This window comes from Rhodococcus jostii RHA1 (genome assembly GCF_000014565.1).
Taxonomy (GTDB): Bacteria; Actinomycetota; Actinomycetes; order Mycobacteriales; family Mycobacteriaceae; genus Rhodococcus_F; species Rhodococcus_F jostii_A.
The window spans coordinates 71,537-95,035 of record NC_008271.1 but is presented as its reverse complement, the minus strand read 5'-3'; the positions used below and the strand labels follow the sequence as shown (position 1 = coordinate 95,035).

At 65.6% G+C, this 23,499-nt stretch carries 21 protein-coding genes and 4 pseudogenes; 15 read left to right on the top strand and 10 right to left on the bottom strand.

Annotation, left to right across the window (positions count from 1 at the left end; genetic code table 11):
* Positions 1–575: 575 nt before the first annotated feature.
* Entirely contained in the window at positions 576–1,277 is a 702-nt protein-coding gene (locus tag RHA1_RS43280; RefSeq protein ID WP_011600370.1) for a C39 family peptidase, read from the bottom strand.
* 223 nt (positions 1,278–1,500) lie between these two features.
* Here RHA1_RS43280 and RHA1_RS43275 point away from each other — a divergent pair, with 223 nt between their 5' ends.
* The gene (locus RHA1_RS43275) at positions 1,501–2,634 is read left to right on the top strand and encodes a BTAD domain-containing putative transcriptional regulator (RefSeq protein WP_011600369.1); all 1,134 of its coding nucleotides are present in this window, start codon (positions 1,501–1,503) and stop codon (positions 2,632–2,634) included.
* Positions 2,635–2,871: 237 nt separating this feature from the next.
* Here the strand turns inward: RHA1_RS43275 and RHA1_RS43270 are convergent.
* Positions 2,872–3,929: pseudogene (locus RHA1_RS43270) on the bottom strand (IS256 family transposase); the annotation flags it as partial.
* Here RHA1_RS43270 and RHA1_RS50145 point away from each other — a divergent pair.
* Together RHA1_RS50145 and RHA1_RS43265 are read left to right on the top strand one after the other, a co-directional pair.
* Complete coding sequence (locus tag RHA1_RS50145) at positions 3,838–4,062, top strand: hypothetical protein (protein WP_148228586.1); 225 nt, start codon at positions 3,838–3,840, stop codon at positions 4,060–4,062. The pseudogene RHA1_RS43270 and the gene RHA1_RS50145 sit on opposite strands and share 92 nt — an antisense overlap.
* A 331-nt stretch (positions 4,063–4,393) precedes the next feature.
* Positions 4,394–4,642: a hypothetical protein gene (locus RHA1_RS43265; protein ID WP_041813813.1), complete on the top strand. Its 249-nt coding sequence runs from the start codon at positions 4,394–4,396 to the stop codon at positions 4,640–4,642.
* A gap of 554 nt (positions 4,643–5,196) precedes the next feature.
* Here RHA1_RS43265 and RHA1_RS53430 read toward each other — a convergent pair.
* The gene (locus RHA1_RS53430) at positions 5,197–5,364 is read right to left on the bottom strand and encodes a hypothetical protein (RefSeq protein ID WP_041813726.1); all 168 of its coding nucleotides are present in this window, start codon (positions 5,362–5,364) and stop codon (positions 5,197–5,199) included.
* A gap of 271 nt (positions 5,365–5,635) precedes the next feature.
* Here RHA1_RS53430 and RHA1_RS51110 point away from each other — a divergent pair, with 271 nt between their 5' ends.
* The gene (locus RHA1_RS51110; RefSeq protein ID WP_011600367.1) at positions 5,636–5,806 is read left to right on the top strand and encodes a hypothetical protein; all 171 of its coding nucleotides are present in this window, start codon (positions 5,636–5,638) and stop codon (positions 5,804–5,806) included.
* A gap of 1,051 nt (positions 5,807–6,857) precedes the next feature.
* Here RHA1_RS51110 and RHA1_RS43250 read toward each other — a convergent pair.
* Positions 6,858–8,192: a patatin-like phospholipase family protein gene (locus RHA1_RS43250; RefSeq protein ID WP_011600365.1), complete on the bottom strand. Its 1,335-nt coding sequence runs from the start codon at positions 8,190–8,192 to the stop codon at positions 6,858–6,860.
* A 1,485-nt stretch (positions 8,193–9,677) separates the two neighbouring features.
* Here RHA1_RS43250 and RHA1_RS52790 point away from each other — a divergent pair.
* Positions 9,678–9,806: pseudogene (locus RHA1_RS52790) on the top strand (Lsr2 family DNA-binding protein); the annotation flags it as partial.
* Between the two features lie 26 nt (positions 9,807–9,832).
* Here the strand turns inward: RHA1_RS52790 and RHA1_RS52785 are convergent.
* Positions 9,833–10,066 carry a hypothetical protein gene (locus RHA1_RS52785; protein WP_041813725.1) on the bottom strand — a complete coding sequence of 78 codons (234 nt, stop codon included), beginning with the start codon at positions 10,064–10,066 and terminating at the stop codon, positions 9,833–9,835.
* Between RHA1_RS52785 and RHA1_RS52780 the strand changes: the two are divergent.
* Positions 10,035–10,106: pseudogene (locus RHA1_RS52780) on the top strand (Lsr2 family DNA-binding protein); the annotation flags it as partial. The gene RHA1_RS52785 and the pseudogene RHA1_RS52780 sit on opposite strands and share 32 nt — an antisense overlap.
* Positions 10,107–10,171: 65 nt before the next feature.
* On the opposite strand, the gene RHA1_RS52775 reads toward RHA1_RS52780, so the two are convergent.
* Entirely contained in the window at positions 10,172–10,420 is a 249-nt protein-coding gene (locus tag RHA1_RS52775) for a hypothetical protein (RefSeq protein ID WP_041813724.1), read from the bottom strand.
* On the opposite strand from RHA1_RS52775, the gene RHA1_RS52770 reads away from it, so the two are divergent.
* The 4 genes from RHA1_RS52770 (at position 10,326) to RHA1_RS43210 (ending at position 14,078) form a co-directional block, all read left to right on the top strand.
* Positions 10,326–11,417 carry an Lsr2 family DNA-binding protein gene (locus tag RHA1_RS52770; protein ID WP_237727143.1) on the top strand — a complete coding sequence of 364 codons (1,092 nt, stop codon included), beginning with the start codon at positions 10,326–10,328 and terminating at the stop codon, positions 11,415–11,417. The two genes, RHA1_RS52775 and RHA1_RS52770, sit on opposite strands and share 95 nt — an antisense overlap.
* A gap of 437 nt (positions 11,418–11,854) precedes the next feature.
* Positions 11,855–13,156 carry a ribbon-helix-helix protein, CopG family gene (locus tag RHA1_RS43220; RefSeq protein ID WP_041813723.1) on the top strand — a complete coding sequence of 434 codons (1,302 nt, stop codon included), beginning with the start codon at positions 11,855–11,857 and terminating at the stop codon, positions 13,154–13,156.
* A gap of 231 nt (positions 13,157–13,387) precedes the next feature.
* Complete coding sequence (locus tag RHA1_RS43215; RefSeq protein WP_011600360.1) at positions 13,388–13,732, top strand: histone-like nucleoid-structuring protein Lsr2; 345 nt, start codon at positions 13,388–13,390, stop codon at positions 13,730–13,732.
* A gap of 16 nt (positions 13,733–13,748) precedes the next feature.
* The gene (locus RHA1_RS43210; RefSeq protein ID WP_011600205.1) at positions 13,749–14,078 is read left to right on the top strand and encodes a beta/alpha barrel domain-containing protein; all 330 of its coding nucleotides are present in this window, start codon (positions 13,749–13,751) and stop codon (positions 14,076–14,078) included.
* Between the two features lie 87 nt (positions 14,079–14,165).
* On the opposite strand, the gene RHA1_RS51105 is transcribed toward RHA1_RS43210, so the two are convergent.
* From RHA1_RS51105 to RHA1_RS43195, 3 genes and pseudogenes are all read right to left on the bottom strand, one after another.
* Positions 14,166–14,702: a hypothetical protein gene (locus tag RHA1_RS51105; protein WP_167541026.1), complete on the bottom strand. Its 537-nt coding sequence runs from the start codon at positions 14,700–14,702 to the stop codon at positions 14,166–14,168.
* 203 nt (positions 14,703–14,905) lie between these two features.
* Entirely contained in the window at positions 14,906–15,856 is a 951-nt protein-coding gene (locus tag RHA1_RS43200) for a phospholipase D-like domain-containing protein (RefSeq protein WP_011600358.1), read from the bottom strand.
* A gap of 501 nt (positions 15,857–16,357) precedes the next feature.
* Positions 16,358–16,843: pseudogene (locus RHA1_RS43195) on the bottom strand (N-formylglutamate amidohydrolase).
* 204 nt (positions 16,844–17,047) lie between these two features.
* Here RHA1_RS43195 and RHA1_RS51100 point away from each other — a divergent pair.
* A complete protein-coding gene (locus tag RHA1_RS51100; protein WP_167541033.1) occupies positions 17,048–17,218 on the top strand; it encodes a hypothetical protein in 171 nt (56 codons plus the stop codon).
* A 281-nt stretch (positions 17,219–17,499) separates the two neighbouring features.
* Here RHA1_RS51100 and RHA1_RS51095 read toward each other — a convergent pair whose 3' ends face one another.
* On the bottom strand, positions 17,500–17,646 hold the full coding sequence (locus RHA1_RS51095) for a hypothetical protein (RefSeq protein ID WP_167541032.1): 147 nt from the start codon (positions 17,644–17,646) through the stop codon (positions 17,500–17,502).
* Between the two features lie 252 nt (positions 17,647–17,898).
* Here RHA1_RS51095 and RHA1_RS43190 point away from each other — a divergent pair, with 252 nt between their 5' ends.
* The 4 genes from RHA1_RS43190 to RHA1_RS43175 all read left to right on the top strand — a co-directional run bounded on the left by RHA1_RS43190 (position 17,899) and on the right by RHA1_RS43175 (position 23,320).
* The gene (locus RHA1_RS43190; RefSeq protein WP_011600354.1) at positions 17,899–18,918 is read left to right on the top strand and encodes an RNA polymerase sigma factor; all 1,020 of its coding nucleotides are present in this window, start codon (positions 17,899–17,901) and stop codon (positions 18,916–18,918) included.
* Positions 18,911–19,507, top strand: coding sequence for an acyl carrier protein (locus tag RHA1_RS53925; protein ID WP_011600353.1), 597 nt, complete (start codon positions 18,911–18,913; stop codon positions 19,505–19,507). Before RHA1_RS43190 ends, RHA1_RS53925 begins: the two co-directional genes overlap by 8 nt.
* Before the next feature lie 217 nt (positions 19,508–19,724).
* Positions 19,725–20,702 (top strand): AAA family ATPase, encoded by a 978-nt coding sequence (locus tag RHA1_RS43180; protein WP_041813721.1) that lies wholly within the window; start codon positions 19,725–19,727, stop codon positions 20,700–20,702.
* Between the two features lie 17 nt (positions 20,703–20,719).
* Positions 20,720–23,320, top strand: a complete 2,601-nt coding sequence (locus RHA1_RS43175) for a S8 family peptidase (RefSeq protein ID WP_011600351.1) — start codon at positions 20,720–20,722, stop codon at positions 23,318–23,320.
* The last annotated feature ends 179 nt before the right edge of the window (positions 23,321–23,499 follow it).

The window sequence follows — 23,499 nt, the reverse complement described above, 5'->3', positions numbered from 1 at the left end:
CCCGCGGGTCGTACCTGCGGTTCGTACGCAGGATCTCGGCGTCCGGGCGCCCACCACTGTCATCTCGACGCCTACCGCCGTGATGACGTTCGCATGCCGACCTACTTCCTGCGTATCACCATGTCAACCGAGTCGTTGACGTTTCTCCCAGATCCTTCCTGCGATGTCGAACGCGGGTATCGCGCCGAGAGTCCGAGGTGGGCGCGGCCGGGTGGGGAACCCTCGGCACGAACAGTCGTCGTGAAACAGTCATCTCACTCGGCTGCCTAACAACAAGATTGCCGTAACATATGGCATTCTCATGATACGGACTGGTGCGCGATCGTGGTAGTCGCGTGCAGGTCATGCCGGCAGACCTCGAGAACGCCGGCGTCGATGACGACGCCGGCATTCTCGGGAAGCCTCAGTGAAAGGGCGCCCCGGTGGGCGCCGCACAGTCGATCTCTTCCCGATCGGACCGTCCGAATGATTGCGCACAGCCCGTGGGATCGGCGCGGCGTCGCCGCCACGACGGATCACGAGCTGCGGTCGGCTTCAGGTGGCGGTGCCGGACCGGTAGGCATCGAGCACAGCACCTACAGGGTGATGATCATCTCGAAGTTACTGGTGCTCCAGGAGGCGAGGAACACGTCGAGGCTGATCGTCTCGGCGCGACCGGTGTCGATGCCACTGTCGTTGAGGTAGACCACTCCCGCGGCGAGGTCGATGCCGGTGACGACGACGGCGTGATCGGCGGTGGTCCGGTCACCGCGTTCGCCCCAGATGCTTTCCGCGTTCACCCCGACGATGACCTTCCGGTCAATCGCGAGATCTGCGACGAGTTCCTCGATGCCGGCCGTCGCGTTTTCGGCGTGGCTGAGGACGGCGGCGATGTCATAGTGCGCCAGCAACGCGGGAATGTCCTCGGAGGCCGTCCCGCCGGTGCTGACATCGGCGTCCGCGGGTCCACCGGCCGCGTCGCCGGTGTAGATCGGGCCCGGTTCGACGGTGCTGGGGGTGCTGCGCGCGACCTCGACGATCTCGGCCTCGGAGGGAGCGCGGCCGGTGACATCTCCGACGACATCGGCGACCGCCATCTCCGCGCAGTCGCCACCGTGCTGACGTTGCCAGTATGCGGCGGCTCCTACTGGATCGCCGACCACCACCGAGGCTGACACGGTCGAGACCGCGGCGGGGCTCATCGCGTTCGCGGTGCCGACGAGGCCGAGAGCGGCCACCCCGACAACAGCGGCGGTGATGCAGGTACTTGCGGCGGTGGCGATCTTGCGGGTGAACACGACGGTGGACCTTCTCTCATGGTCTTGCTGGGGACGTGAAGAAGTGTGTGGTCCGCCGCTTATCCGATCCTGATCAAATCCCTATCCCGCATCCGTCGAGCGCATCCCCCGGCGAGCGACGCCGACGCCCCGTGCTGCCGGGCCTGGCAGATCCCGCGTCCGGGACGGCATAATTGATGCCGACGCAACAACCTCGCGCGGGCTCCCGGAGCGAAAAGGCTCGGTGATTGGTGTGGCAGAGAACGTCGAGGCAATACGGCACCGGCTCGGTCTCCACGTCCTGGGTGCAGTGGAGTTGACCATCGATGGAGCGCCGCAGTCCCTGGGGGGCACCAAACCGCGCGCTGTGCTCGCGATGCTGCTCATCCGGCGCGGTCGTGTGGTCGCGGCCGACGCCCTCGCCGCGGCGGCGTGGAATGACGATCCGCCCCCGGACTACCGGGCCAGTCTGCACGTGATCGTGTCCAAACTGCGAAAGGCCCTCGGCGGCGCCGACGTCGACCCCAAGACCGTATTGGCGACCGCAGCACCGGGATACCGACTGTCGGTGGCGGACGACGACTTCGACCTGGCCCGGTTTCGGGCATTGTCGTCGACCGGGGGCCGGCTCGCCGAGGCCGGACAATTCGAGGAGGCGAGCGCCGCACTGTCCCACGCCCTGGACGAGTGGAAAGGGCCGGTCCTCGACGATCTCCGCGGGCACAGCTTTGCCGATGCGTTCGCCGCCACTCTCGAAGAGGAACTGCTGGCGACCGCATCGGCGCGAACCCAGGCCGAAATTGCATGTGGCCGAGCCGAATCAGTAATCTCCACCCTGATCGATCTGACGAATGAGCATCCGCTTCGAGAGCCACTGTGGGCCCAACTGATCACCGCCCTCTACCTGGCCGGCCGGCAATCCGACGCCTTGGACGCCTGCCGGCGGCTACGCACAACCCTCGCTGACGAACTGGGCATCGACCCATCCGGACCACTACAAGACCTCGAAAAACGAATCCTGAATCAGGAACCGTTGACCGTGACGACCGGCGCCATGACGTTGACCTTGATCGAGCAGCAACAGAGAGTGGCCACCGGTCAGCTCCGCGACCGCGCCGGCACGGCGATCCCGATTCCCCCCGGTGGTCTGCGGATCGGGCGAAAGAACACCAACGATCTCGTGCTCAGCCACCGAAACGTCAGCCGGTACCACGCGATCGTCGTGGCTACCGGGCCGCGATACGAAATCCGGGACCTGCAGTCGTCAAACGGCACGCTGATCAACGGCGAGCGCATCATCGACTCCGTCGTTCTCGGCCACGGCGACGTCATCCGCATCGGCAGCACCGAATGGTCGTTCGAGGTCATCGATCCGTAGGGCCAACTGCGCCAACGGCTGTGGCGATGACCCTGTCGCCGCCAGGTGGCGCAGGCTACGCAGCGGGTTCGGGACCGCCAGTCCTGGTGCACCGATGGTGGTTGCCGAGGCGACCGCCGCTCGTCCGGTTGTGCCGGCTGACGCCGACGCAACCGGTTAGATTGTCGTAGCACCTCGCACACGGAAAAGTGAGGATGTCCCGAGCTCCGTGGAACTTCGGTGGCGGCCCGGTGAGTATCACGCTGCGTTCTCCTGATCATTGTGCACGATGGGTGCGACAGATTCGGAGAAGTGGCGTTCGAGCGCGGTGCGGAGTGTTGGTAGGTGCAGGTTGCCGTTGACGCGGCGGAATTGTTTGCCGGCCTCGACCATCCCGGCGGCGCACCAGCGCAGCGCCATCTGTCCGTCTCGCCACCGCTTGACGTTGGTGGCGTACTCGCGGCACACGGAGATCATCGACTCTATGGCGTTCGTGGTGGAGCGCAGCGTCCGGGCAAGGGTGGGCGGCACGCCCAGTCGCAGCACCGTGAGGGTCTCCTCCAGACCTTCGCGCAGGCTGGTCGCCGCCCCGGGGTGGGTGCGATCGAGTTCCTTGGCCAGCGCCACCAACGCGGCCTCGGCCTCGAGCGCCGAGGCGGCGTGGTAGGAGTCGGTCATCTTGCGGCCCACGCTGCTGCGGAGGCGTTCGGGGAGTCGGTCCTTCACGTTCCGAATCTTGTGCAGTTGACAGCGTTGGATGACCGGACGGTCGAGGACGTCGAGGACGGCCTTGCGCAGGGCCTTGGACCCGTCGAGGCCGACCAGCATCGGACGGGTGACGTCCAGGCCGCGTTCGCGCAGGTCCACCAGCAGACCGGTGACCAGGGTGGCGATCTCGGTGGCGCCCTCCACCAGAGCCAGCGGGTGCTTGTTGCCGTCCATGTCGATGCCGAGGGCGACGACACAGCAGGTTTCGGCGAAGTGGACCCCGTCGATCATCAGTGCCACCAGGTCCAGCCCGGACAGATCCTTCGACAGCAGGTCGGCCAGGGCGGTCTCGGTCATCGCCACGAACTTCCGGGAGGCCGCGGATTTACTTGTCGCCGTGGATATTTCGGTCACCTGTTCGCCGACCGGTTCGAGGCCGATCGGGTAGCGGCGGGTGGACAGGCCAGGCCGGCGAGCATCTTCTCCATCGTCATCTTGCCCAGGATCTCGGTCGAGGTGAACATCTCGTACGAGCCGATCGGCAGCTCCCCGGTCCCGTCCGCGGCCCGCACCCGTGGCCGGGTGACCGGCACCCGCCGGCCGCCGAGGGGCGAGGGTGCCGCCGTCCTCGGCGACGGTCACCTTCCAGCCGCCGGCGCGGTGGCGGCGACCGGCGAGGTGGCGTGGTGCCCGCACGTAGGGGGGTGGTGTGCGGGGTGTGTCGTCGTGTCCCGGGCATGATGTACCTCCTCGCTCTTGTTGTACGGGAAGTGCGGGGTATGCGGGAAGTGCGGCCGAGGTGTGCGGAACGGCGCGGGCGCTGCCTGGAAGGCCGCACGGCGGGAGGTGACGGCGGCTGCCCTGGTTCGGGGGCGAGGGTCGGGGTGGCGTGGGTGCGTGCGCCGGGTGGTAGGGCGCCGCATCGCAGACGCGGCGGTGCCGGCAGGGGTGGATCCGAGGTCCCTACCGCCGCCTTCGTGGGGCTGGGGCTTCGTCGCGCGTGCCCACGCACCCTCGGTGGGGGGGTTGCTCGGCCGACGCCCCGGGGGGTGGGGATGCCACAATCATGTCCATGCCCGAAACGCCGAAGGGGAACAATGGCCCGATCGTGCCGGGTGCGCGGGTCCGGGTCCGTGCGGGCAGCGGTGCGCGTTCGGCGTGGGTGCTCGGTGTGGTGGTCGACGACTACGCCGCGGAGGCGGGCGTGAGCGCCGGTCATGAGTGGGCGCCGGTGCGCCGGTGGGCCGTCGCGACGGATGACGGCACTTTGGTTTTCGTCGACGATGGTGCCATCGAGGCTGCCCCCGCAGCGGAGAGTTGAGACGAGGACCGGTCCGGTACTGCTCTCGGCCCCCGCTTTGACACGATGACGACGTGCGGGGCGGGGCGGTCCGCACGCCCGCTGTAACGGCACGCGATCTCCCGAGGGGAGAGGCGGGTTATCGCGGTGGGGTCTCGAGTTGTTTCCATTCGTGTGGCCGGCGCCGCATCCGGTTTCGGTGCAGCAGTGTGCGGGCGAGGGCGGTGGGGGGCGGGACGGTGCCGGCGGCGAGGGCCCAGACTCCGAGTGCGGCGGCCGCGGCGACGATCGTGTTCTCCCCGCTGCTCGAAATCGGGCCGATGGGGTTGCCGTCGGCGTCGATGCTGATGGTGACCGTCTGTCCGGCCTGTGTGGGGTGTCGGTGGGCACGGCGGCGGTGCGATCTCCGTGGGGTGTGGACCAGCGGGCTCGGGCGGTGTTCTGGGCGCCGGCGGTGCGGAGGGTGCCTGCGCTGGTGTCGGGTGTGGGGTGGGTGTCCTCGAGCAGTACGGCCGGCACCTGCTGCCGCTCGCCCGGGCTTGGGTTTGGTGTTCGAGTCGGGTGTGGGTCGCGGTTCAGTATGCGGCGGCGAAGGGGATCGCCAGCAGCACCAGGATCGCGGCGACCAACACGAGGAGGGCCTCAACGCGGTCGCTGGACCGCATCAGGTGGTTGCGGTTCCACGGGCACAGTCGCCACCACCGGATCGGTGTGGGTACCGGTGCGCGCGGTTCCGGTCGCATGGTTCACCCCCAGTTGGATTCCACCTCCTTCTATTTCGATTGTGCGCCGGAATCCGGTGAGGTGCCCTCGCGTGCGGGTCGAGCGGGCCCAGCTGCTGGGGGAGGCGATTCCCCCGACCGTCGACCGGTCCGAAAGCGGCGTCTCGACCTGCGGGGATGGCATGACCCTTTGATGGAGCGTTGGGCACGGTTGCAGCACCGCCAGTGTCTTCCTCGACGCTGCCGAGCGCACGAGTGGGGATGAGCACTCGCTTCACGGCAGGATGAGACCGTGAGCGACCGAACCGTGGCAGACCTCGAGCGTGAACTCGCCGTGCTCGCCTACGTCCGCGAACGCATCCGTGTGTCGGAGGGCGACACCTTCTGTATCCCGACCACCGCGGTCGATCAGGTGCTCGATCAGCTGAACAGTCTTGAACGGCCGCCGTGCGATCCGACGTGATGCCGGGTGAGTACTGGTCGAACTGGGCCAGCCAGTTTCGGTAGTCTGAGGTGCGCACGGCCGGAAGGCCGGCAACACGCATGGGAGCAAGTCACTGGTGTGGTCACCGGTATAGGGCGCTCCCGCGGTGACCCGCCCCTGGGGTTGGGTCCGAGCGTGGCAGGCCGTCAATTTGGGACACTCACGCCTGCCACGCCTTCGCCGTCTCAGGGTTGGGTTCGAATCAGGGGTGAGAGGAAAGCTGTTGGCGTACAACCTCACTCCGGACGCGCCCCCGGCTACCGGTCGACGGCTTCCTATGACGACCGCGCCCAGGAGCGCGATTCGGCTCAGGGAGCTGGACCGGATGGTCGAGGACGCCGAGTTCACCCGCGCCCGCAACGACCTCGAGCGTGCCTTCCCCCGTACCACGGTCCCGGAGGTCTCCGAGCACAAGCGGCGGGAGTTGCTGATTCCGGATTCGGTTCGCCTGCCGCCGAGTTCACGTCAGCGGAGTGCGGTCCGTCAACAAACACCGGGCGCAGTCATCGTTGCCGAAGGTCGGCTACACCGCGGTGCAGAACCTGATCGACACCGCGGAGCACTGGAACACCGTCGGGGAAGCGCTGTCGGCCGTCGTATCACCTTTCGAGGACCCGATCCGACACTCGAATCGGCTCGTTCCTCGTGCTGAGCGAAAACCTGCCTGGTGGCAAGGGTTCGAAGAAGCGCTTTGCGATCAACGGGTTCCAGTGCACGCAGACCGTACAGCATGCACCACTCGCATTGGTCACGCTTGGAATCGCCGCCTTCGCTGTGCAGCCGAACGAAGTCACCGCCGTCCCAAACCGGACCCCGTCACTGTCCTTCGCCGGAACTCAACTTGCGGTCAAATTCCCACGGCCTACTGCTCGACGTCGTCGCGTGATGCCGCCCTGTAGAGACAGCGTCGCGCACCTGCGTCAAACCTCCCGCCCCTATTGTGTTCGGAGCGGGCAGGCCGGGCGCCGGGTCCCCGGATGGGGCATGTGGTGGCACGGTCGTAGGGCGGTGCGCGCAGATAAGGATCCGATCAGGCAGTGTCGGTGGTCTCGGCGCCGATTCCTGCGCCGTGCGTCTGCATTGCGGCGTGGACGGAGATCCGCTGGGGCGGGACGTGCTTCGGCGCTCCGGTGAGCCAGGGTGGCTGGTCTGTGCCTGCCAGGAGCAGGTGTGCGTCCCGTCGTCCCATACAAATTGCGGCGTTGATGAATCCGCGGTCGAAGAGCAGGTAGCTGAGGAGGTCTCCGCGGCGGGCGCCGTCGCCACCGAGCAGTCGACCCAGGAGCAGTAGGTCCGGATTGCGAAGCATGCGCCATGCGCCGGCCGGCCACCGGTTCCGGTCGTCGAATGCCTCGGCGGCGAGGGTGCCGAGGCAACCGCGTGTCTCGGGGCCGAAGAACAGGTAGGGCACATCGACGTAGTGGTGGTGCCGGCCGGTGCCGGTCCGGCGACCATCGGCGACGAGTTCGTTGATCTTGCCGAGGGTGCGCAGATCCTCGACCATCCGATCGACCAGAGCGGCATCGAGCACCCGCACGACCATGTCGTCGACATCCGGTGGTCCCGGCTCCTCGCCGGTGTTCGGCACTGGGGGGTAGACCGCCGGGTGGGTGGCGACGACGACCAACTTGTGCGCGCCCAGGGACAGCGCCGGTTTGAGTGGGGCGTTGAGCCGGATCCCACCGTCCGCGTACCAGCCTCGCGCATCGTTGGGGGTGGATACCTCGACCGCGGGGAACAGTGCCGGAATCGCGGCGGAGGCCCGGACGTGCTCGGCGGTGACCCGCACATCGCGGTAGTCGATCGCGCGGTTGGCGTCCGGTGGCGGGAGCGGGGCGGCACCGTTCCTATCGACGAAGACCACCGTCCGGTTGTTGGCGGCCGAGGTGGTCACCACCGCCAGCGACGTCCGTCGGTCGTCGAGGTTCGCTGCGAGCTGTCGCCAGTCGACCAATCGGTGGGCGGTCCGGGCCAGTGGCGTGGTGTCGACCAGACTCGTCAGGCGAATCCCCGGTATTCCGCAGAGCTGACCGGCCCAGCGTGCGATCGTGGCGGGTCCGCTGTACATCAGTGGCCGGAACACGTCGTCGATGTCCACGCTCCGCCAGACCGCGAGGGCGGCGGCGGCCTGGTCGTCGGCTGGCAGGTGGGCGCCGGCGGCGAACAGCGTCGCATTGATCGCTCCGGCGCTGGTGCCGATGAACAGATCCGGTGTGATGCCGCCCGCGCGCAGGAATGGCACGACGACGGACAGAACGCCGGCCTCGTAGGCTCCGCGCGCTCCGGCACCGGCGACCACCACGGCGACCCGGGACGGATCGGGGCCTGGCCCTGGATTGAGGTTGTGCGGTTCGTGCGGTTCCATCGTCGATCCCTTCGTCGTGCTGATTGCCCGGTCTGTGCTCAGACGGTCGGTGCGGCGAGGCGCGGCACCGGACGGAGTGGGGCGCCCGGCTGCCTCTGCTGTGTCGGTCTGGCCGTCCGGGTCGGGGATGACCGCTGGGGCGAGGTTTAAACCCTGACCCGTCCCGGCGGGCCGGCAACACCTTCTCCCTCAGCACAGCCGATCTCGCCGCGCGGCGGACTCTGTGCGCCACGCAGTTCATTCTGTTAGGTGGCGCTGCCGGATGCCGAGCCGTGACGATGTGCCCCGGGACCTTGTCAGCGCTGAAGGGAACAGGTGCGATGGGGGAGTGGACCGCGGTGTATATCGGTTTGTCCGTGGTTGCCGAGGGAATACTGCGCGGCCAGGCATCGCACCGGACCTGATCGTCCGCACGCGGGCCGTTGGCCGACAAGTCGTTGACGGAACTGGTGTTCGACGAGGATGTCGAGGTGGCGGTCCTGCGGTGGCCAGCGGAACATCATCGGGCTCGGCCGGGGCGCCTCGCTGACGGCGTGCACGTGGGTGGGACTACGCGCAGACCCACCGAACCGCGACCGACATTCTGACCTACACGATCGTCGCGCGGGGGCTGCATTACGAGTGCCGGCACGGATGCACTGAACTCGCGCGCACGCTGGTCGGCGGACGGAAAACCACCGACGCTGATAATGGTGCGGTCGGCGCCGCTCGATGCCGACGGATGGGCCCGAGAGATGGTGCTCGCCTCGCTCCTTCACGATATTCGATCTGACATCGGGATAACGCGGCGACGTACGGGCTGACGCCAGCTGATCGGAGGGAGCACCGGCGGTGTCTCGGCCGGCGCGCGCCCCACTGTTGTCGCGAGGGGTGGCCGTCCCGGTGCCTGTTGATCATCGCGGTGTTGTGTCGAGTTGTCTCCACTCGTGTGCACGGTGCCGCAGTCGGTTTCGGGTGAACCGTGTGTGAGTGCGGTGCGGAAGAGAATGATGCCGGCTGGGGGTGAGCACACTCCGAATGCGGCGGCACGGCCACGACGGTGTTCTCCGGGCGGCTGGGGATGTGGCCGGCGCGGGGCCTTCGCGAGGGAAGGTTCGGTGCCGCTGTGGCCGGAGTCCGGGAGGTGCTGCACCGCCGGAAGTGTGGCGCAGTCTTCGGTGAGTTGGTGGTGGGCCGTCGGGCGCAGACCCTGCTCGGCACCGTGAACACCGGACTCGGCAGTGTCGACCACTCCAACACCGCAGCTGCCGAAGGGATTTCGGGATTTCGGTGGAGAATGGTCCCTGTCGGGGTGCGTCGTGCTCGTCCTGCATGAGGCTCGGTGCGATGTGATTTAGGGCTCGAAGACGATCGTGTGTGGTCTGTCCACATGGACAATGTCTTAAAGACGTTGAATTGTTAGTTCGGTGAGCTTCCGCATTTGCGGGACGAGCCTGCCGTTACTGTGTGCGTTCGACGATTGCCCTGACGTAGAAGGAGAGCACGATGGCGGTATCACCGAGGATTTCCGAAGGTTCGACGAAGGCGGCGACCAAGGAGATCCGCGAGTGGGCGATCGGAGAGGGCCGCGAAGTGTCACCCCGCGGCCGGATTTCGGCCGAGATTGTTCAAGCTTTCCATGACGCTCAGGCAACGAAGGCTCAGGCAAAAGCGGCGCCGGCGAAGAAGGCGGCCGAGGAGAAGATAGTCGCGGGGAAGGCTCCCGCGAAGAAGACGGCCGCGAAGAAGTCGCCGGCGAAGACGACAGGGCCGAAGAAGGCGTCTGCGGGGAAGTCGCCGGCGAGGACGGCTGGGGCGAAGTCGACGTCCGCGGAGAAGTTTGTCGCCACGGAGGTACCGGCGGTGAGCACGGCTCCGGCGAAGTCGACGACCAAGGATATTCGAGAGTGGGCGATCGGAGAGGGTCGCGAAGTGTCTCCCCGCGGTCGGATTTCGGCCGAGATTGTTCAAGCTTTCCATGACGCTCAGGCGACGAAGGCTCAGGCAAGAACGGTGCCGGCGAAGAAGGCGGCCGAGGAGAAGATAGTCGCGGGGAAGGCTCCGGCGAAGACAACGGCCGCGAAGGAGTCGCCGGCGAAGGCGACAGGGCCGAAGAAGGCGGCCGGAGTGAAGGCGGCTGCGAGGAAGTTGCCGGTGAAGACGGCTGGGGCGAAGTCGACGGCTGCGGAGAAGTTTGTCGCCACGAAGGTGCCGGCGGTGATCACGGCTCCGGCGAAGTCGACGACCAAGGATATTCGAGAGTGGGCGATCGGAGAGGGTCGCGAAGTGTCTCCCCGCGGTCGGATTTCGGCCGAGATCGTGCAAGCTTTCCATGACGCTCAGGCGACGAAGGCTCAGGCAAGAACGGTGCCGGCGAAGAAGGCGGCCGAGAAGAAGATAGTCGCGGGGAAGGCTCCGGCGAAGACAACGGCCGCCAAGAAGTCTCCGGCGAAGACGACCGGGCCGAAGAAGACGGCTGCGAAGAAGGCGGCTGCGAGGAAGTCTCCGGTGAAGACGGCCGCGAAGACGGCTCCGGCGAAGAAGACGGCCGCGAAGACGGCTCCGGCGAAGAAGACGGTCGTGGAGAAGGTTGTCGAGAAGGAGGCTCCGGCGAAAAACGCGGCAGCGGGGAAGACGGCCGCGGGGAAGACGGCCGGGGCGACAACGGCCGCGGAGACGACGGCCGGGGCGACGACGGCCGCGGAGAAGGTTGTCGAGAAGGAGGCTCCGACGAAGAACACGGCAGCGAAGAAGACGGCAGCGAAGAAGACGGCAATGAAGAAGACGGCAGGGGCGAAGACAGCAGCGAAGAAGACAGCAGCGAAGAAGACAGCAGCGGGGAAGACGGCCGGGGCGACAACGGCCGCGGAGAAGGTTGTCGAGAAGGAGGCTCCGACGAAGAACACGGCAGCGAAGAAGACGGCAGCGAAGAAGACGGCAATGAAGAAGACGGCAGGGGCGAAGACAGCAGCGAAGAAGACAGCAGCGAAGAAGACAGCAGCGGGGAAGACGGCCGGGGCGACAACGGCCGGGGAGAAGGTTGTCGAGAAGGAGGCTTCGGTGAAGGGAGCGGCGGCGGGTACGGCTCCGGCGAAGAAGACGGCCAAGGAGATTCGAGAGTGGGCGATCAGGGAGGGTCGTGAAGTGTCCTTCCGCGGTCGGATTTCGGCCGCAATCGTGCGTGCCTTCCATGACGCTGCGGCAAGGTTGCCGGCTGTGGGCGAACGGAGTGGTGTCCGCTCTTGAGCGTGACACACCGACTCCGGGTTGCCGGGTTTTCTCTCAATCCGACGGACGTTCAGTGGACGGACCTTGCCTGTCTTTTCGAAGCCAGGCTCACCGAAGATGAGCGCGCCGGTGTCATAGTCATGAACGCGGGCGTACGGTCGGTGCGACTGGTGCGGGAGGTTGCGTTCACGAGCGCTGGTCGACGGTGTGCACCGAGGTTCCGGGCCGGCACTGCCTCTGAATGCTCCCGCTCGCGGTGGCCGGCCGCCGGGGGCCCGGCACGGCCTCCTCCGAGGGCTTCTAACATTGCAATGTATCGCTGTATTGTCTCCGTACATGGCGCCACTGCTTTTCGCAGCAACCGGCTCGCCAGGGCGCAGTGACCGATTGTGGTGGCGGTGGGTGCCCTGGGGTGCGAATCGAGGTCCCGGGACTTACCGGAACAATGGCCGGTGATGAGCGAGACGAACATGGGCCGGGTACCGGTGGGGGATCCGATCCCGCTCCGCTTCGACCAGGAGACCAAGCAACGGCTTGAGGAGTTGGCCGCCGGCATCGGCCCGCGGCGCTTCGGGGCGCTGGTGCGGGTGGCCGCGCGTCGACTTCTCGCCGACGCCGACCGGGTGCCCGAAGCACTGGCCCAGGCCCGCCGAGCCTCCGCCGACGCCCGCCGCTTCCCCTGGGCGGAGCGACACCTCGACCTCGACCCCGCCACCAACACTCGCCTCCACCAGGTCGCCCACGAGTTCCATACCGACCGCAGCGCGATCGTCCGCGTCGCACTGCACCGCTTCCTCACCGGGGCAGGACGATTCCGCCACCCGGTGCTCCGCGAAGACACCCGCACCGATCTGACCTACCGCACCCGCGTGTACCTCAACCGCTCCACCCTGGTCCGCCTCGAAAAGCTGATCAGCCGCAACGGCGACGCCCGCACCGCCGCAGCGATCCGGGTCGCGGTCCGCCGACTCCTCGACAACCCGGGAGACCTTGCCGCCGACCTGGCCACGATCGGCACCTCCCGCGACCTGACCCCGGAAGCCCTCGGCCCGCGCACGAACGTGCACTTCGACGACGACCTGCGCGGCCAACTCGACACCCTCGCCGAACGGCTCGACTCCGACCGAGCCGAACTCATGCGCCTGGCCGCCCGCCAGCTGCTGGCGAACCCGCGGGACCTCGAGAAGGCGGTGACCGAGGAGATCTACCGCGGGGACGCCAACCGGGCCAGGCTCCTCGCCCGGGATACTCGCCGCCGGCAGGCCGCGGCCGCCGACCAACCGGCCCACACGCCCACTCGAGCACCGAGTCCGCAGGGGAACCCGTTCGGGCGCCGGCACGTCTTCCGGTTCGACGAGGACACCAAACGCCGCCTGGAAGAGCTGGCAGACGAGTACGGTCCCCGCCGGGTCTCCGCGCTGCTCCGCGTCGGAATTCGCAAACTCATCGCCTACCCGGCGGCTGGGGAGGCCCTCGCGCAGGCACACCGCACCGCCGCCCCGCCACGCATAGCCCGGGTCGACGTCGCCCTCGACGACGAACTCCTCGCGCACCTCGACGCCCTCGCCGAACGGCTCAGCTCGAACCGCCAGGAGCTGGTGCATCTGGCGGCCACACGCATCCTCCGCTTCCATCACAACATCGAGAACCGGATGCTCGACGAGATGTTCCGCGCCCCGAACAACCGGAAACACCTGCTCGCCAAACATGCCCGCCGTGAGCGGATTCGTCGGAGAGACCGCGGCAGCGGCACCTGACCTGCGAGAATGGGCGGTGGGTCGGGCTGTCCGCCGCCCATCTACTTCGCGCTCGGCCCCTTGAGGGATACCCGGGTGCACACCCAATAGGACCCCCGTCTGCTCCTGCGCCGTACAACCGGCAAGTGACCTGCGGAGATGACACGTCCCCGGGGTCGGTTGCCCTGATCGGCCGCCGCCGCCAGTAGGGTTCTGCCTGCTGTATCAGGCAATGTGAGAGATCGGGGAACTGTGGCGCGCAAGGTAGTTGTCGAACTGGTCGACGACATCGACGGAACCGTCTTCGGTGAGGACGGGGAGAGCATCACCTTTTCCGTCAACGGGGTGGACTACGAAATTGATTTGAAAGGCAAGCACGCCAGCAAGTTTCACAAGCAGATCGGATTCTTCATCGAGCACGCCACCCGGGTCGGTGGCCGGAAACGACGCTCGAATCGGCCCGTCGCCCCGGACGCCCCGCCGCGGCGGGGGAACTCCAAGGAGATCCGCGCCTGGGCGGCCGAACAGGGCTATGAAATCTCCTCGCGCGGGCGCATTCCCGCCGAGGTGGAGCAGGCGTTCCAGGACGCCCACTGAACGCGAAGGAGCGTTGATGCGATCGCTGCGTAATCCCTGGTACCGGGCCTCGGTGCGCCGAGCGGCGAGCGCGCATTGGCTGACCACCGGCAGCCGCGGGTTACGAGGCATGACCGGTGAGCCGGTGGAACTCAGCGACACCGAGGCGGCCACCGTCCTCGCTGCCCTGGTCGAAACCACCGGTGGTCGGTGGCCGGCCCACCCCGCGCGCATCGCCCGCACGCTCCGCCGGCTCGGCATCGACGGCAACACCGAGCAGATGGCCACCGCCATCACCGCTCTGGTACGCGACCCGGACTGGTCCCACCGCGCCCGAGAGATCACCTCCAGCGCATCGGACTGGTAAGCCGGATCGGCTCATTCACCTGGGGAGACGACACGTCCCCATCGACCGCAGTCCGGGCCCGGCTATTGGCACAGGGAAGCTCTCTAGTCAGGCGTTCTCGCTCTGCTTGTTCGCCACTTCGCCGACTGCACTCTTGAGCCACCACCGGAGATTCCGCCTTCCGACCAATCGCGCACCATCTCCGAACCGGCTTCGTTCCTGCGAAATGAACGGAACCGAATTGCCCTCGACCACAGGCTCTTGTGTCCAACGGTGCGGCGACCCGTAGATCGCCTTGAGGGCGTCGCGGTCATTTCCCAGCTCTACCAGCTCATCTTCGGAGATTTCATGGTGATGGAGCGGATCGGGAGCACCATCATTTCCTACTCGACGATTGAGCTCCTCGTAGAGCCTGACCAGCTCACCAGCAGCCTCTCCCACCTCGGAATGTCCGCGCAGACGTTCGATAAGGAAGGGCAGTACAGGGATGAGGGCCCTTCCTTCTGCGCGGTCGATCCAATCGTCTTCCCAACCGAGGGTTCCGTCGGGGCCTGTCTTTGGCTCCCCGAAGAGCTGACGTGCTCCATCGACCGTATATCCCTGGTCGTACAGTTCTTGGGCAGCGATCCACGACTGCTCGGGCATTTCACTCCTGCTCACTCTTGTTACGAGCTTCTCAGTCGGACAGTTGCGCGGTGCTTGGCGCGAAGACAGTGAATCCGCCAGGTGATGGTTTCTCCAAGGACCCCCGCACGCGCTCGGGCGTGTCGCTCAGCCGGACAGTAGTCGCGCCAGCTGAAAGTCAGGTCCTCAATGGTCCGATCCGCCGCTGGGTCAGCGGATCCAGGTCAGAGGTTCCAGAGTCGGAGTAGCGCGGCACGCAGGCTGGCGGAGATGATCCGGTGATCTGTGGTCAGCCGGGGATTGGGGTGCCCGAAATCGGCGAGCTGTTGTTCGGCGTCCGCAACCGAGACCGGCTGCAGATCCGCCCGAACGAGCAAGAGGTGGCCGAAGGCCCTGTGCGTGTGCGGAATCGCGATGGCGTCTGAGTCCACGACTGCCGGCGGGTAAATCCAGTCATTGTCGTCGGTGACGAAAATGAGGACATCGCCACGCCTGAGGCGGGCGCGCCGGTCGTCGAGGCGGAACCATTCGAGCTGATATGTCGCTGCCGGCCCCGCGGTGGCGGTGTGATGCCGGCGCGCCTGGGTGTCCCAGGTCTGTTGCTCGGTGACGCTGGGTTCGTACTCGACGATGTGCCGCAGGAACATCCGGGTCACCCGTGCAGGAAGGAAATCCAGTTCGGCGCGCACCCGGCCACCGACCCCGGGGATCGGCACCGACCGACCGATCTGCCATGCGGTGCTGGCGTTGTCGAGAAACGCCTGATCAACCTCGGTGATCTCCTCGATACCGTCGATGAACGTCCAGGCGGCGGCCACGACCTCCGGGTCGTCGGTGATGACGACGGCCTCATCGGCGATCGTCGAGCTGTGGGAGGCATTCGCGGAGCCGATGACCGCCCGCCGACTGGTGGCGATCACGTTGGCGTGCAGGTTCGGCGACGACAGGACCCGGACCCCGGCCTCGACGTAGTACGCAAGCGCAATCGGCGAGGTCACATGCGCGCGCACCGCCGCTCGGGAGGCGTTCACGACGAGGAGATCGCCGGCCCGCAACGGCAGCAGCGTCGGCGCGTCCTCGCCGAGATAGGCGATCGCGGCGTGGCGTGGCCCCCTCACTCGAATGGCGCGGGTGATGTGCGGCCAGGGACCCGGCCCGTGAAATGTCGTCCCCATACGTCGAACGGTAGCGCGGGCGTGATGCGCTGTAGCGCTATTGGCTAGGGCTCGGATCGTACGGTGCTGACCATGCGGCCAATTGCGCCGCCGGTTCTCTGCGAAAAGCGGTGATGAGCGGCGAATATGACACGTCCCCTGCCCCGAGCTTCGGTGCGCTGGTAGTCTTGTCGCCGCGCTCCCACCCGGGAGATTCCTGAGGTCTGTCGTGGTCGGCTTCAGAAGTGGCAATGAGCTTGTGGCACAGGTGTATCCACGTGCCGTAGGTCCCCGGGTGGATCAACCGTCTCGATTCCGCCCCCGGGCGTCGTCCTTGATTTTGTGGGGCAGCGGCGACTGACTGTCTGTCGCAGGGGATCGGATCGAGACGGATGGAGGAACCACATGAGTGAGCAACAGCGACGTGATTTCAAGGTCGCACCCTTTGGAGGGGGTGCAGATCGGACACCAGAGGAAGCAGCGCCCGCAGACTGTGGTCCGGCTCCCGGCCAGCCTGTCGGGTCAGGCCGTCGTGGGAATGGTGATCTCGGCTCTGCCGTCGATGGCCGATAGTAGGTAATGCGGGCAGGTGACCACCTGCCGAGGAACGGGAATCGCCCGGCGGTCGGTGTCGAGATAGAGGCGATATGCGAGCTGCCCGCGTCGATGGACGCTGGTGCCTGGGTCGACGGCGCCGAGGAAGTACCCGTGCGCGCCCTCGACGGTCGAGAAGATCGCGCGCGCCCACTCGGCGGGCTCCGCCGGCGGCAGATAGCGTGGCCGGCCCGTCGCCGCGTCGACGGTGTGCGCACGATGACCGTGACGGCGAACCCGGCCGCCGCGGGAAACCACTCCTCGGCCGCAACGTCGAACGCTGCGACGGAGGTGTGGCGTTCCGGTGCGCGCCGCCACCGTGATGAGGTGCGGATCCGCTGAGACGTCGACGGTGGCCAGAGACGGCAGCACCTCGTCGGCGCTGGGGTTTTCCGAGTCCAGACATGAGGGCAAGGGTACGGGGTCGCCGAGGCCCCGCGGCAGGGCGACCGGGAGTCGCACCGCCGAGGCCCGGACCGGCTAAATGTTCCATTTACCAGCGGAGACGACATGTCCGCTGAAGGATTTTTGGCCGAACATGCACACCGCCGGCCTTCGTCTCGACGTCGCCGGGCGGCACAGTTCGGATCACCGCTCACCCCCGGGCAGGATGAGACCGTGAGCGACCGAACCACAGCAGACCTCGAACGTGAACTCGCCATGCTCGCCTACGTACGTGACCGTCTCCGGGCTTCGGAGGGCGAAGGCTTCCGTATCCCGACCACGGCCGTCGACCAGGTTCTCGATGAGCGCAACAGTCTCGAACGATCGCCGTGGGATCCGACATGATTCCGCCCGTGCAGAGCCCGGGTATTAGCGCCGATGCCATGTGGTGGTGGTACTGGGAAGATTGCCGCCGCGATGGGGGATCTGCCAGATAGGCCGGGAGGGCTCATGTGCCGGCGGCGTGATGTGGCTCCTTTGGCTGTGGCGTCGAGGTGCCTTGCACTCGCCTCGATCCGTGCCGTTTCAACCTTTACACATCAGTTGGGGCCACCAGGAAAATCTTCCCGGTGGCCCCACTTCGGCAAAGAGGGTAGATGTGGACTCCGAAGTCCCAGTCCGACGGATCAACTGCCGTCGTCCATGATGCAGACGACGGCGACCCCGTGGCGCGGAGTCTCATCGGGCGGTGCGGTAGAGCCGATCGTCGGGAGGTGCGGGGACACCATCCCGATGACGATCGCCGCGACCACCCGCGCGGTCACCCGTCCCATCCAACGCTTAGTCGTCGAGCCTTCCGGAGTTGCCCCATTGCCTTGGGTCTGTCCTCGTAACTCGGTCATGAGATCCCCTCCTGCTCGATTCGACGGGCGGAACTGCCCGTCTACCAGGAGTGATATGTCCGATCGGCAATAGTTGAACCCAACCAAGAGGGTGTGATGTAAATCACATATAGGCGGTGGTCTCGACGCGGGGTGAGCGCACATATAACCCCCATATCTGGATGCCAGAAGGAGGTGGGCTAGTTGACGAACGCGAGTTTGGACTGGTCCAACGGAGACGAGGCCGATGATGGCTGGCCGCCCCGAACCCTGCACGATGTGAGCTCATTCCACGACGACGACGCGGAGGGCAGGAGGGAGGACGACAACCCGGTCGATACCGGCGACCTCCGGAACCATCTCGTCAACGACTGCGATCAGGGCGGGCCCGCTTCCACGAGACCAGCGGCAACCTCGGAAGGCCCTCACCCTTCCGTGGAGGCCGTGACCGCGCCGCTCGACATACCCCCCGAATTCCCCGCTGACGACGCGAACCTGGCAGACAATGATGAACAGCGTCGAAACCAGGGGGCGATCAAGGTGTTCGACATCGTCAAGGCCGACGGGTTCCGCGGCCCACGATGGGACGAACTGGTCATCGAGCTTTCGCGGTACGCGCTCGGATTACTCAACAAATGGATCAAGTCAGGGCAGATCTACAAAGAGGCCCACCAGCTAGGGCGCGGAGTTCCTGCGACCAGCGCCGAGCGGCAACTGTTGCGCACAGACGAACATCAGCGCGGTGATCTCGCCCACGGCGTGGTATTCGCCGCCTTGAAGCTGTTTCAGCAACGGTGCCGCAACGGCACGGGATGGCGAGAGGACGGCGGCGCCGACATCACGTCATACTTCACGACGACCTGCCTACTGGTGTTCAGCAACGAATTCAGAAGGTGGCAGCGAGACCAGGGGAAATGGCGCCACTCCGAGTGCAGCTTCGAGCCCGAGGTTATTCAACGCCATACCGAACACAATCCCCACCCACTAAGAAGACCCGCCGAACCCGACCCTGAACACACGGTGATGAATCGCGACGAACTCGCCCGTGCTTTTAAGTGCGTTCACGGCGAACGTGAAATGAAGATAGTCAGGCTCCGCGCCGACGGCTTGACGTTCAAAGAGATCGCGGATGCCCTAGGCGACCAGACCGAGGAATCGGTCCGCAACACTCTGCGCCGTATCCGCCGCAGAGCCTCCCGGACGGAGGGGAACAGCAATGACTGAATACAACGATCCCGACGCTAAGGGGTTGGAAGAGTTTCGTCGCCTGATTGAGGAATCTCCGCTGGGGACGCCCGAAGCCCGTGCTCTGCGTAGCCGGATCCCCAGGTTGCGTGCCGAGCGGCTCGCCCGTCGTTTGGCAGAGGAAGACGAGAAGCAGACCTCGGAGGACTGCTCGGCCGATCACCTCTTCGACCAGCAGGTCCGTGAACTGTTGTCGGGGGCAGCCAGCCGTCCACCGCGGTCTCCTGTGCAACGTAGTCCTGGCTCGCGGGAGGTTGTGGCCTTCTCCGCTGTGGCTGAGATCATCGTGGCGGTGACTGGCATCGAGCGGTCCCATCTCACCCCGCAGACCTCGTTGGTGGAGCACCTCGGCATTGAGGACATGTCAACAATGGTCGAGATTGCCGCGCAAATAGAGGACGCGTTCGGGGTCACGATTCCCGACGACAAGCTCTTCGGCATGCGCACGCTCGGCGACTACATGGCCTATCTGAAGCTCGTTGCGGAAGAGGCAATCGCCGAACCGGCGGACGAGGCAATTGCCGACCCGCTTGGGGCCGACGTGTCATGGTGGAACAGCGAATCTTAAATTCTGAACAGACCGGGCAAAGGGGGCGGCCGCGAGTTGACCAGGTCATCTCAAGACCCACGCACGGCGTGTCCAATCTGGGGTCTCGCATCGCTTCGGCTGCGAGGGATCTCCGGCTGCTTTCCCTAGCTGCACTTATGTTGCCGAGCGCGTGAAACCTTGTGGGTCGCTCCTGCAATAATCAGGCAGACACGAGCCGAGCGAAAGGAGGTGACTGGTGGCAACCGCTGATCAGGTGAAGGCGCTCGTGAAGAGCCATGCAGAAGGGGACAACTCTCGGTTCTATACCGTTGCGCTCCAAGTTGCGGCCGGCGCCGCCCGCAATGGGCAGAATCGCTTCGCGCAAGATCTGCGCGATCTCGTGGACGGTCTGCGTGTCCAGGAGAGTCACCGGAGGGTGACCCCGGTCGTATCGGTTGCTCAGCCGCGCGGTGAACTCGCACAGTTGCTCAGCGTCTCCTACCCGGACTTGGTACTGTCGGATCTCGTCTTGGAACAGTCGGTGCGGACTCGCCTCGAGCGGGTCCTGCTGGAGCAGCGGCAAGGCGACCGCTTGCGGTCACACGGCTATCTGCCGATGCGGCGACTCTTGTTGACTGGTCCTCCCGGGACTGGGAAGACGATGTCCGCGCACGTGCTGGCGGGCGAGTTGAGATTGCCACTGTTCCAGGTACGTCTCGACGGCCTGATCACCAAATTCATGGGCGAGACGGCTGCTAAGTTGAGGCTGATCTTCGACGCGCTGTCGGAAACCCGTGGGGTGTATCTCTTCGATGAGATCGACGCGCTCGCTGGTGAGCGGGGCTCGGCAAACGACGTCGGCGAGATCCGGCGGGTACTCAACTCGTTCCTGCAGTTTCTCGAGATGGATCAATCAGACAGCCTGGTCGTCGCCGCGACGAATCACCCGCAGCTCTTGGACCGGGCGATGTTCCGTCGCTTCGACACGGTGATCGATTATCCCTTGCCATCGCCTGACATTGCGCGCCAGGTGATCCGCAACCGGCTGGCTAATGTGCCGGTGGGTCGACTGGAATGGTCTAAACTCGCTGCAGATACTGAGGGACTCAGCCACGGCGAGATAGCCATCGCAAGCGATTTGGCCGCTAAGGAAGTGATTCTCTCGGGCGCCAAGCAGGTGACTACCGCAAGTCTGCGGTTGGCGCTTCGCGAGCGCCGCGGGCATGTGAGCTAACTTAATCTAAGGATGACATGGCAGAGCGCGACAAGCCGCACTTGTTCATTTCCACCGCACGCGCAGCGGAGTACCGTCCGCCGTCACGTGACATGGACACCCCGGCGCTCGCGCCACCACCTGACCGAGTAGCACACGGCACGAAGCTTCGTGGCGACCTGCGGCAAGTCGAGGCGGACGCGCGGGCCCGCCGCCAGAATATCGACGTCACTGTCGACGGGGCTGTGGAGGGAACGTACGTCGTTTTCGAGAGCTTCCCCGGAATCGAGTTGGCACTGCACACTCTCGACCCTCGGCAAGGGAAGGTTCATCCGGAGCTGCGGTCGGTCCAAGAGGGATTGGACAGCAGTGGCCAAGTCGTCGAGCGGGCAACAGTGTTCGTGCCCGATGGCACCATGAAGTACTTCCTCGACCGTGTCTCCGCTTATCTCGAATCGGCGGGTGAGAAGAAGCCGAAGAACAGTCCGGCCATCGATCGAATCCAAGAGATTCGGGCAGCATCGATCGAAAGTCTGTGGACAGATCCTCCGCAAGAGTTCCCGGATCCACAGCAATCGGTGTGGTGGGAGGTCTGGCTGCGCCGTCGTGATGGGCAGGAAGTCACGCGACTGCGCGCCTACGCCGAGGCAACCGGAATGCGAGTTGGAAGGCAGACGCTCGGGTTTGGTGAGCGATCCGTCATTCTCTTGCACGGGACGGTCGAACAACTTGCCACCTCTGTCGACATCCTCGACGATCTCGCCGAGCTACGACGACCACACGACCCCACCGACTTTCTCGCCGCCAGCGATGCCGTCGAACAGCGGGAGTGGACGGACGAGCTACTCGACCGGATAGAGGCGGCGGACGACAGATCGCCGGCTGTGTGCGTCGTCGATAGCGGGGTCTACTGGGAACACCCACTGCTGAAGACCTCGCTGGACGCACGCGACTGCCAGGTCGCCGACCCGACGTGGCCCCGCCACGACACCTGGGGTCACGGGACCGAGATGGCAGGCTTGGCCCTGTTCGGTGACGTCGGACAAGCGGTAGCCGGTTCTGAAACGATCCGGCTAACCCACCGTCTCGAGTCGGCGAAGATCTTGCCACCACCCAAACCACCGATGAGCGATGAGCGCGACGAGAGCGAATCTGATTCGAGCGAGCCGGAATTGTTTGGTGCGGTCACCGCTGATGCTCTCAGCTACGTCGAAATCGAACAGCCGAACCGGCGCCGCGTCTACTCATTGGCTGTGACAGCTCGCTGGCAGACCACGCCGCCTCCCGGCTCACGCTTGCTGATGTTCGGGCAGCCGTCTTCGTGGTCGGCAACGCTCGACGCTTTGGCTGTCGGTCGTCGCGTTGCCTTCGAGAAGGGGGAACTCACTTTCCTCAAGCAGACCGACGATCCGAACCCCAGGCTGTTCTGTGTTTCGGCCGGAAACGTCCGGAAGGACAGCTGGCAAGACGACCATTTGACCCGGAGCGATATCGAGCCCGTCGAGGATCCTGCTCAGGCATGGAACGTGCTCACCATCGGCGCATACACCCGGCTCGACACAATGAGCGGCGCCCCGAACGAATTCGACGGCTGGAGTCCCGTCGCATCCAGAGGTGAGCTATCTCCCGTAAGCCGCACCTCAGTGGCCTTTGGTAAGCAGTGGCCGATCAAGCCGGATGTAGTCCTCGAGGGTGGAAACGTTGCCCGGTCACCCGAGGGAACCGAGTTCGACGCGCCACCAAACCTGCAACTGCTTACCACGAAGGCGCCGATAATCCCCGGGATGCCCAGCCGCCCGTTTACCACCACACACGCAACCAGTGCTGCGACAGCGCAAGCGGCTGCAATGGCAGCGCAGATCACCGCGCAGTATCCGTCCTTGTGGCCGGAAACGATCAGAGCGCTCATTGTGCACTCGGCAGAGTGGACACAAGCAATGAACGCGCAATTCGCCAAAGACAACAAGAAGGGTGCGAGAGTTGCACTGCTACGCCGCTATGGGATGGGCGTTCCTGACCTGAAAAGGGCTACTCGCAGCGCAACTGACGCACTGACCCTGATCTCGGAGGGCACCATCCACCCGTTCCTCAGCGGGAAGATGCGTGAAATCCACTATCACGAACTGCCTTGGCCTGCCGACATCCTTGCGGACCTGGGTGACGCTCCGGTCAAACTGCGCGTGACGCTGTCGTACTTCATCGAACCCAACCCGGGCCGCCGGGGGTGGAACCGACGGTACAGCTATGCATCGCATGGTCTTCGGTTCGACATTCGGCGAGCCACGGAGAGCACAGCGGATTTCCAGAAGCGCATCAACCAGAAGGCGTTGGCGGAAGACGAGACGCGTCCTCTATCAGCGGAAGACACTGGCGAGTGGTTCTTCGGGAGTAGGCAACAGCAAGCCCCAGGTTCGCTGCACAGTGACATCTGGAACGGAAGTGCGGCGGATCTGGCACAGCGCGGTGTACTTGCCGTGTATCCGGTGACGGGATGGTGGAAAGAAAACGCTGGGAAGGACCGAAGTTCTGATGGGGCACGCTATTCCCTCATTGTGTCCATCGAGACCCCGGGCCAGGATGTGGACATCTGGACTCCGGTTGCCCAAGCGATCGGAGTGCCAGTAGAGATCGAAATCTAGCGCGAGCAGGTACGCAGGTATCGAGCCCGCGGTTGAGTCCGTGGGTTTCGGGTGGTCTAGGTATGCTGGCGAGCGTTCGGCGGAACCGCCGATGGTGCGCGTGGGAGCGAGTCGCTGGTTTGGTCACCGGTACATTCCGCCCCCGCGGTTGACCCACCCCTCCAGGGTTGGGTCCGAGT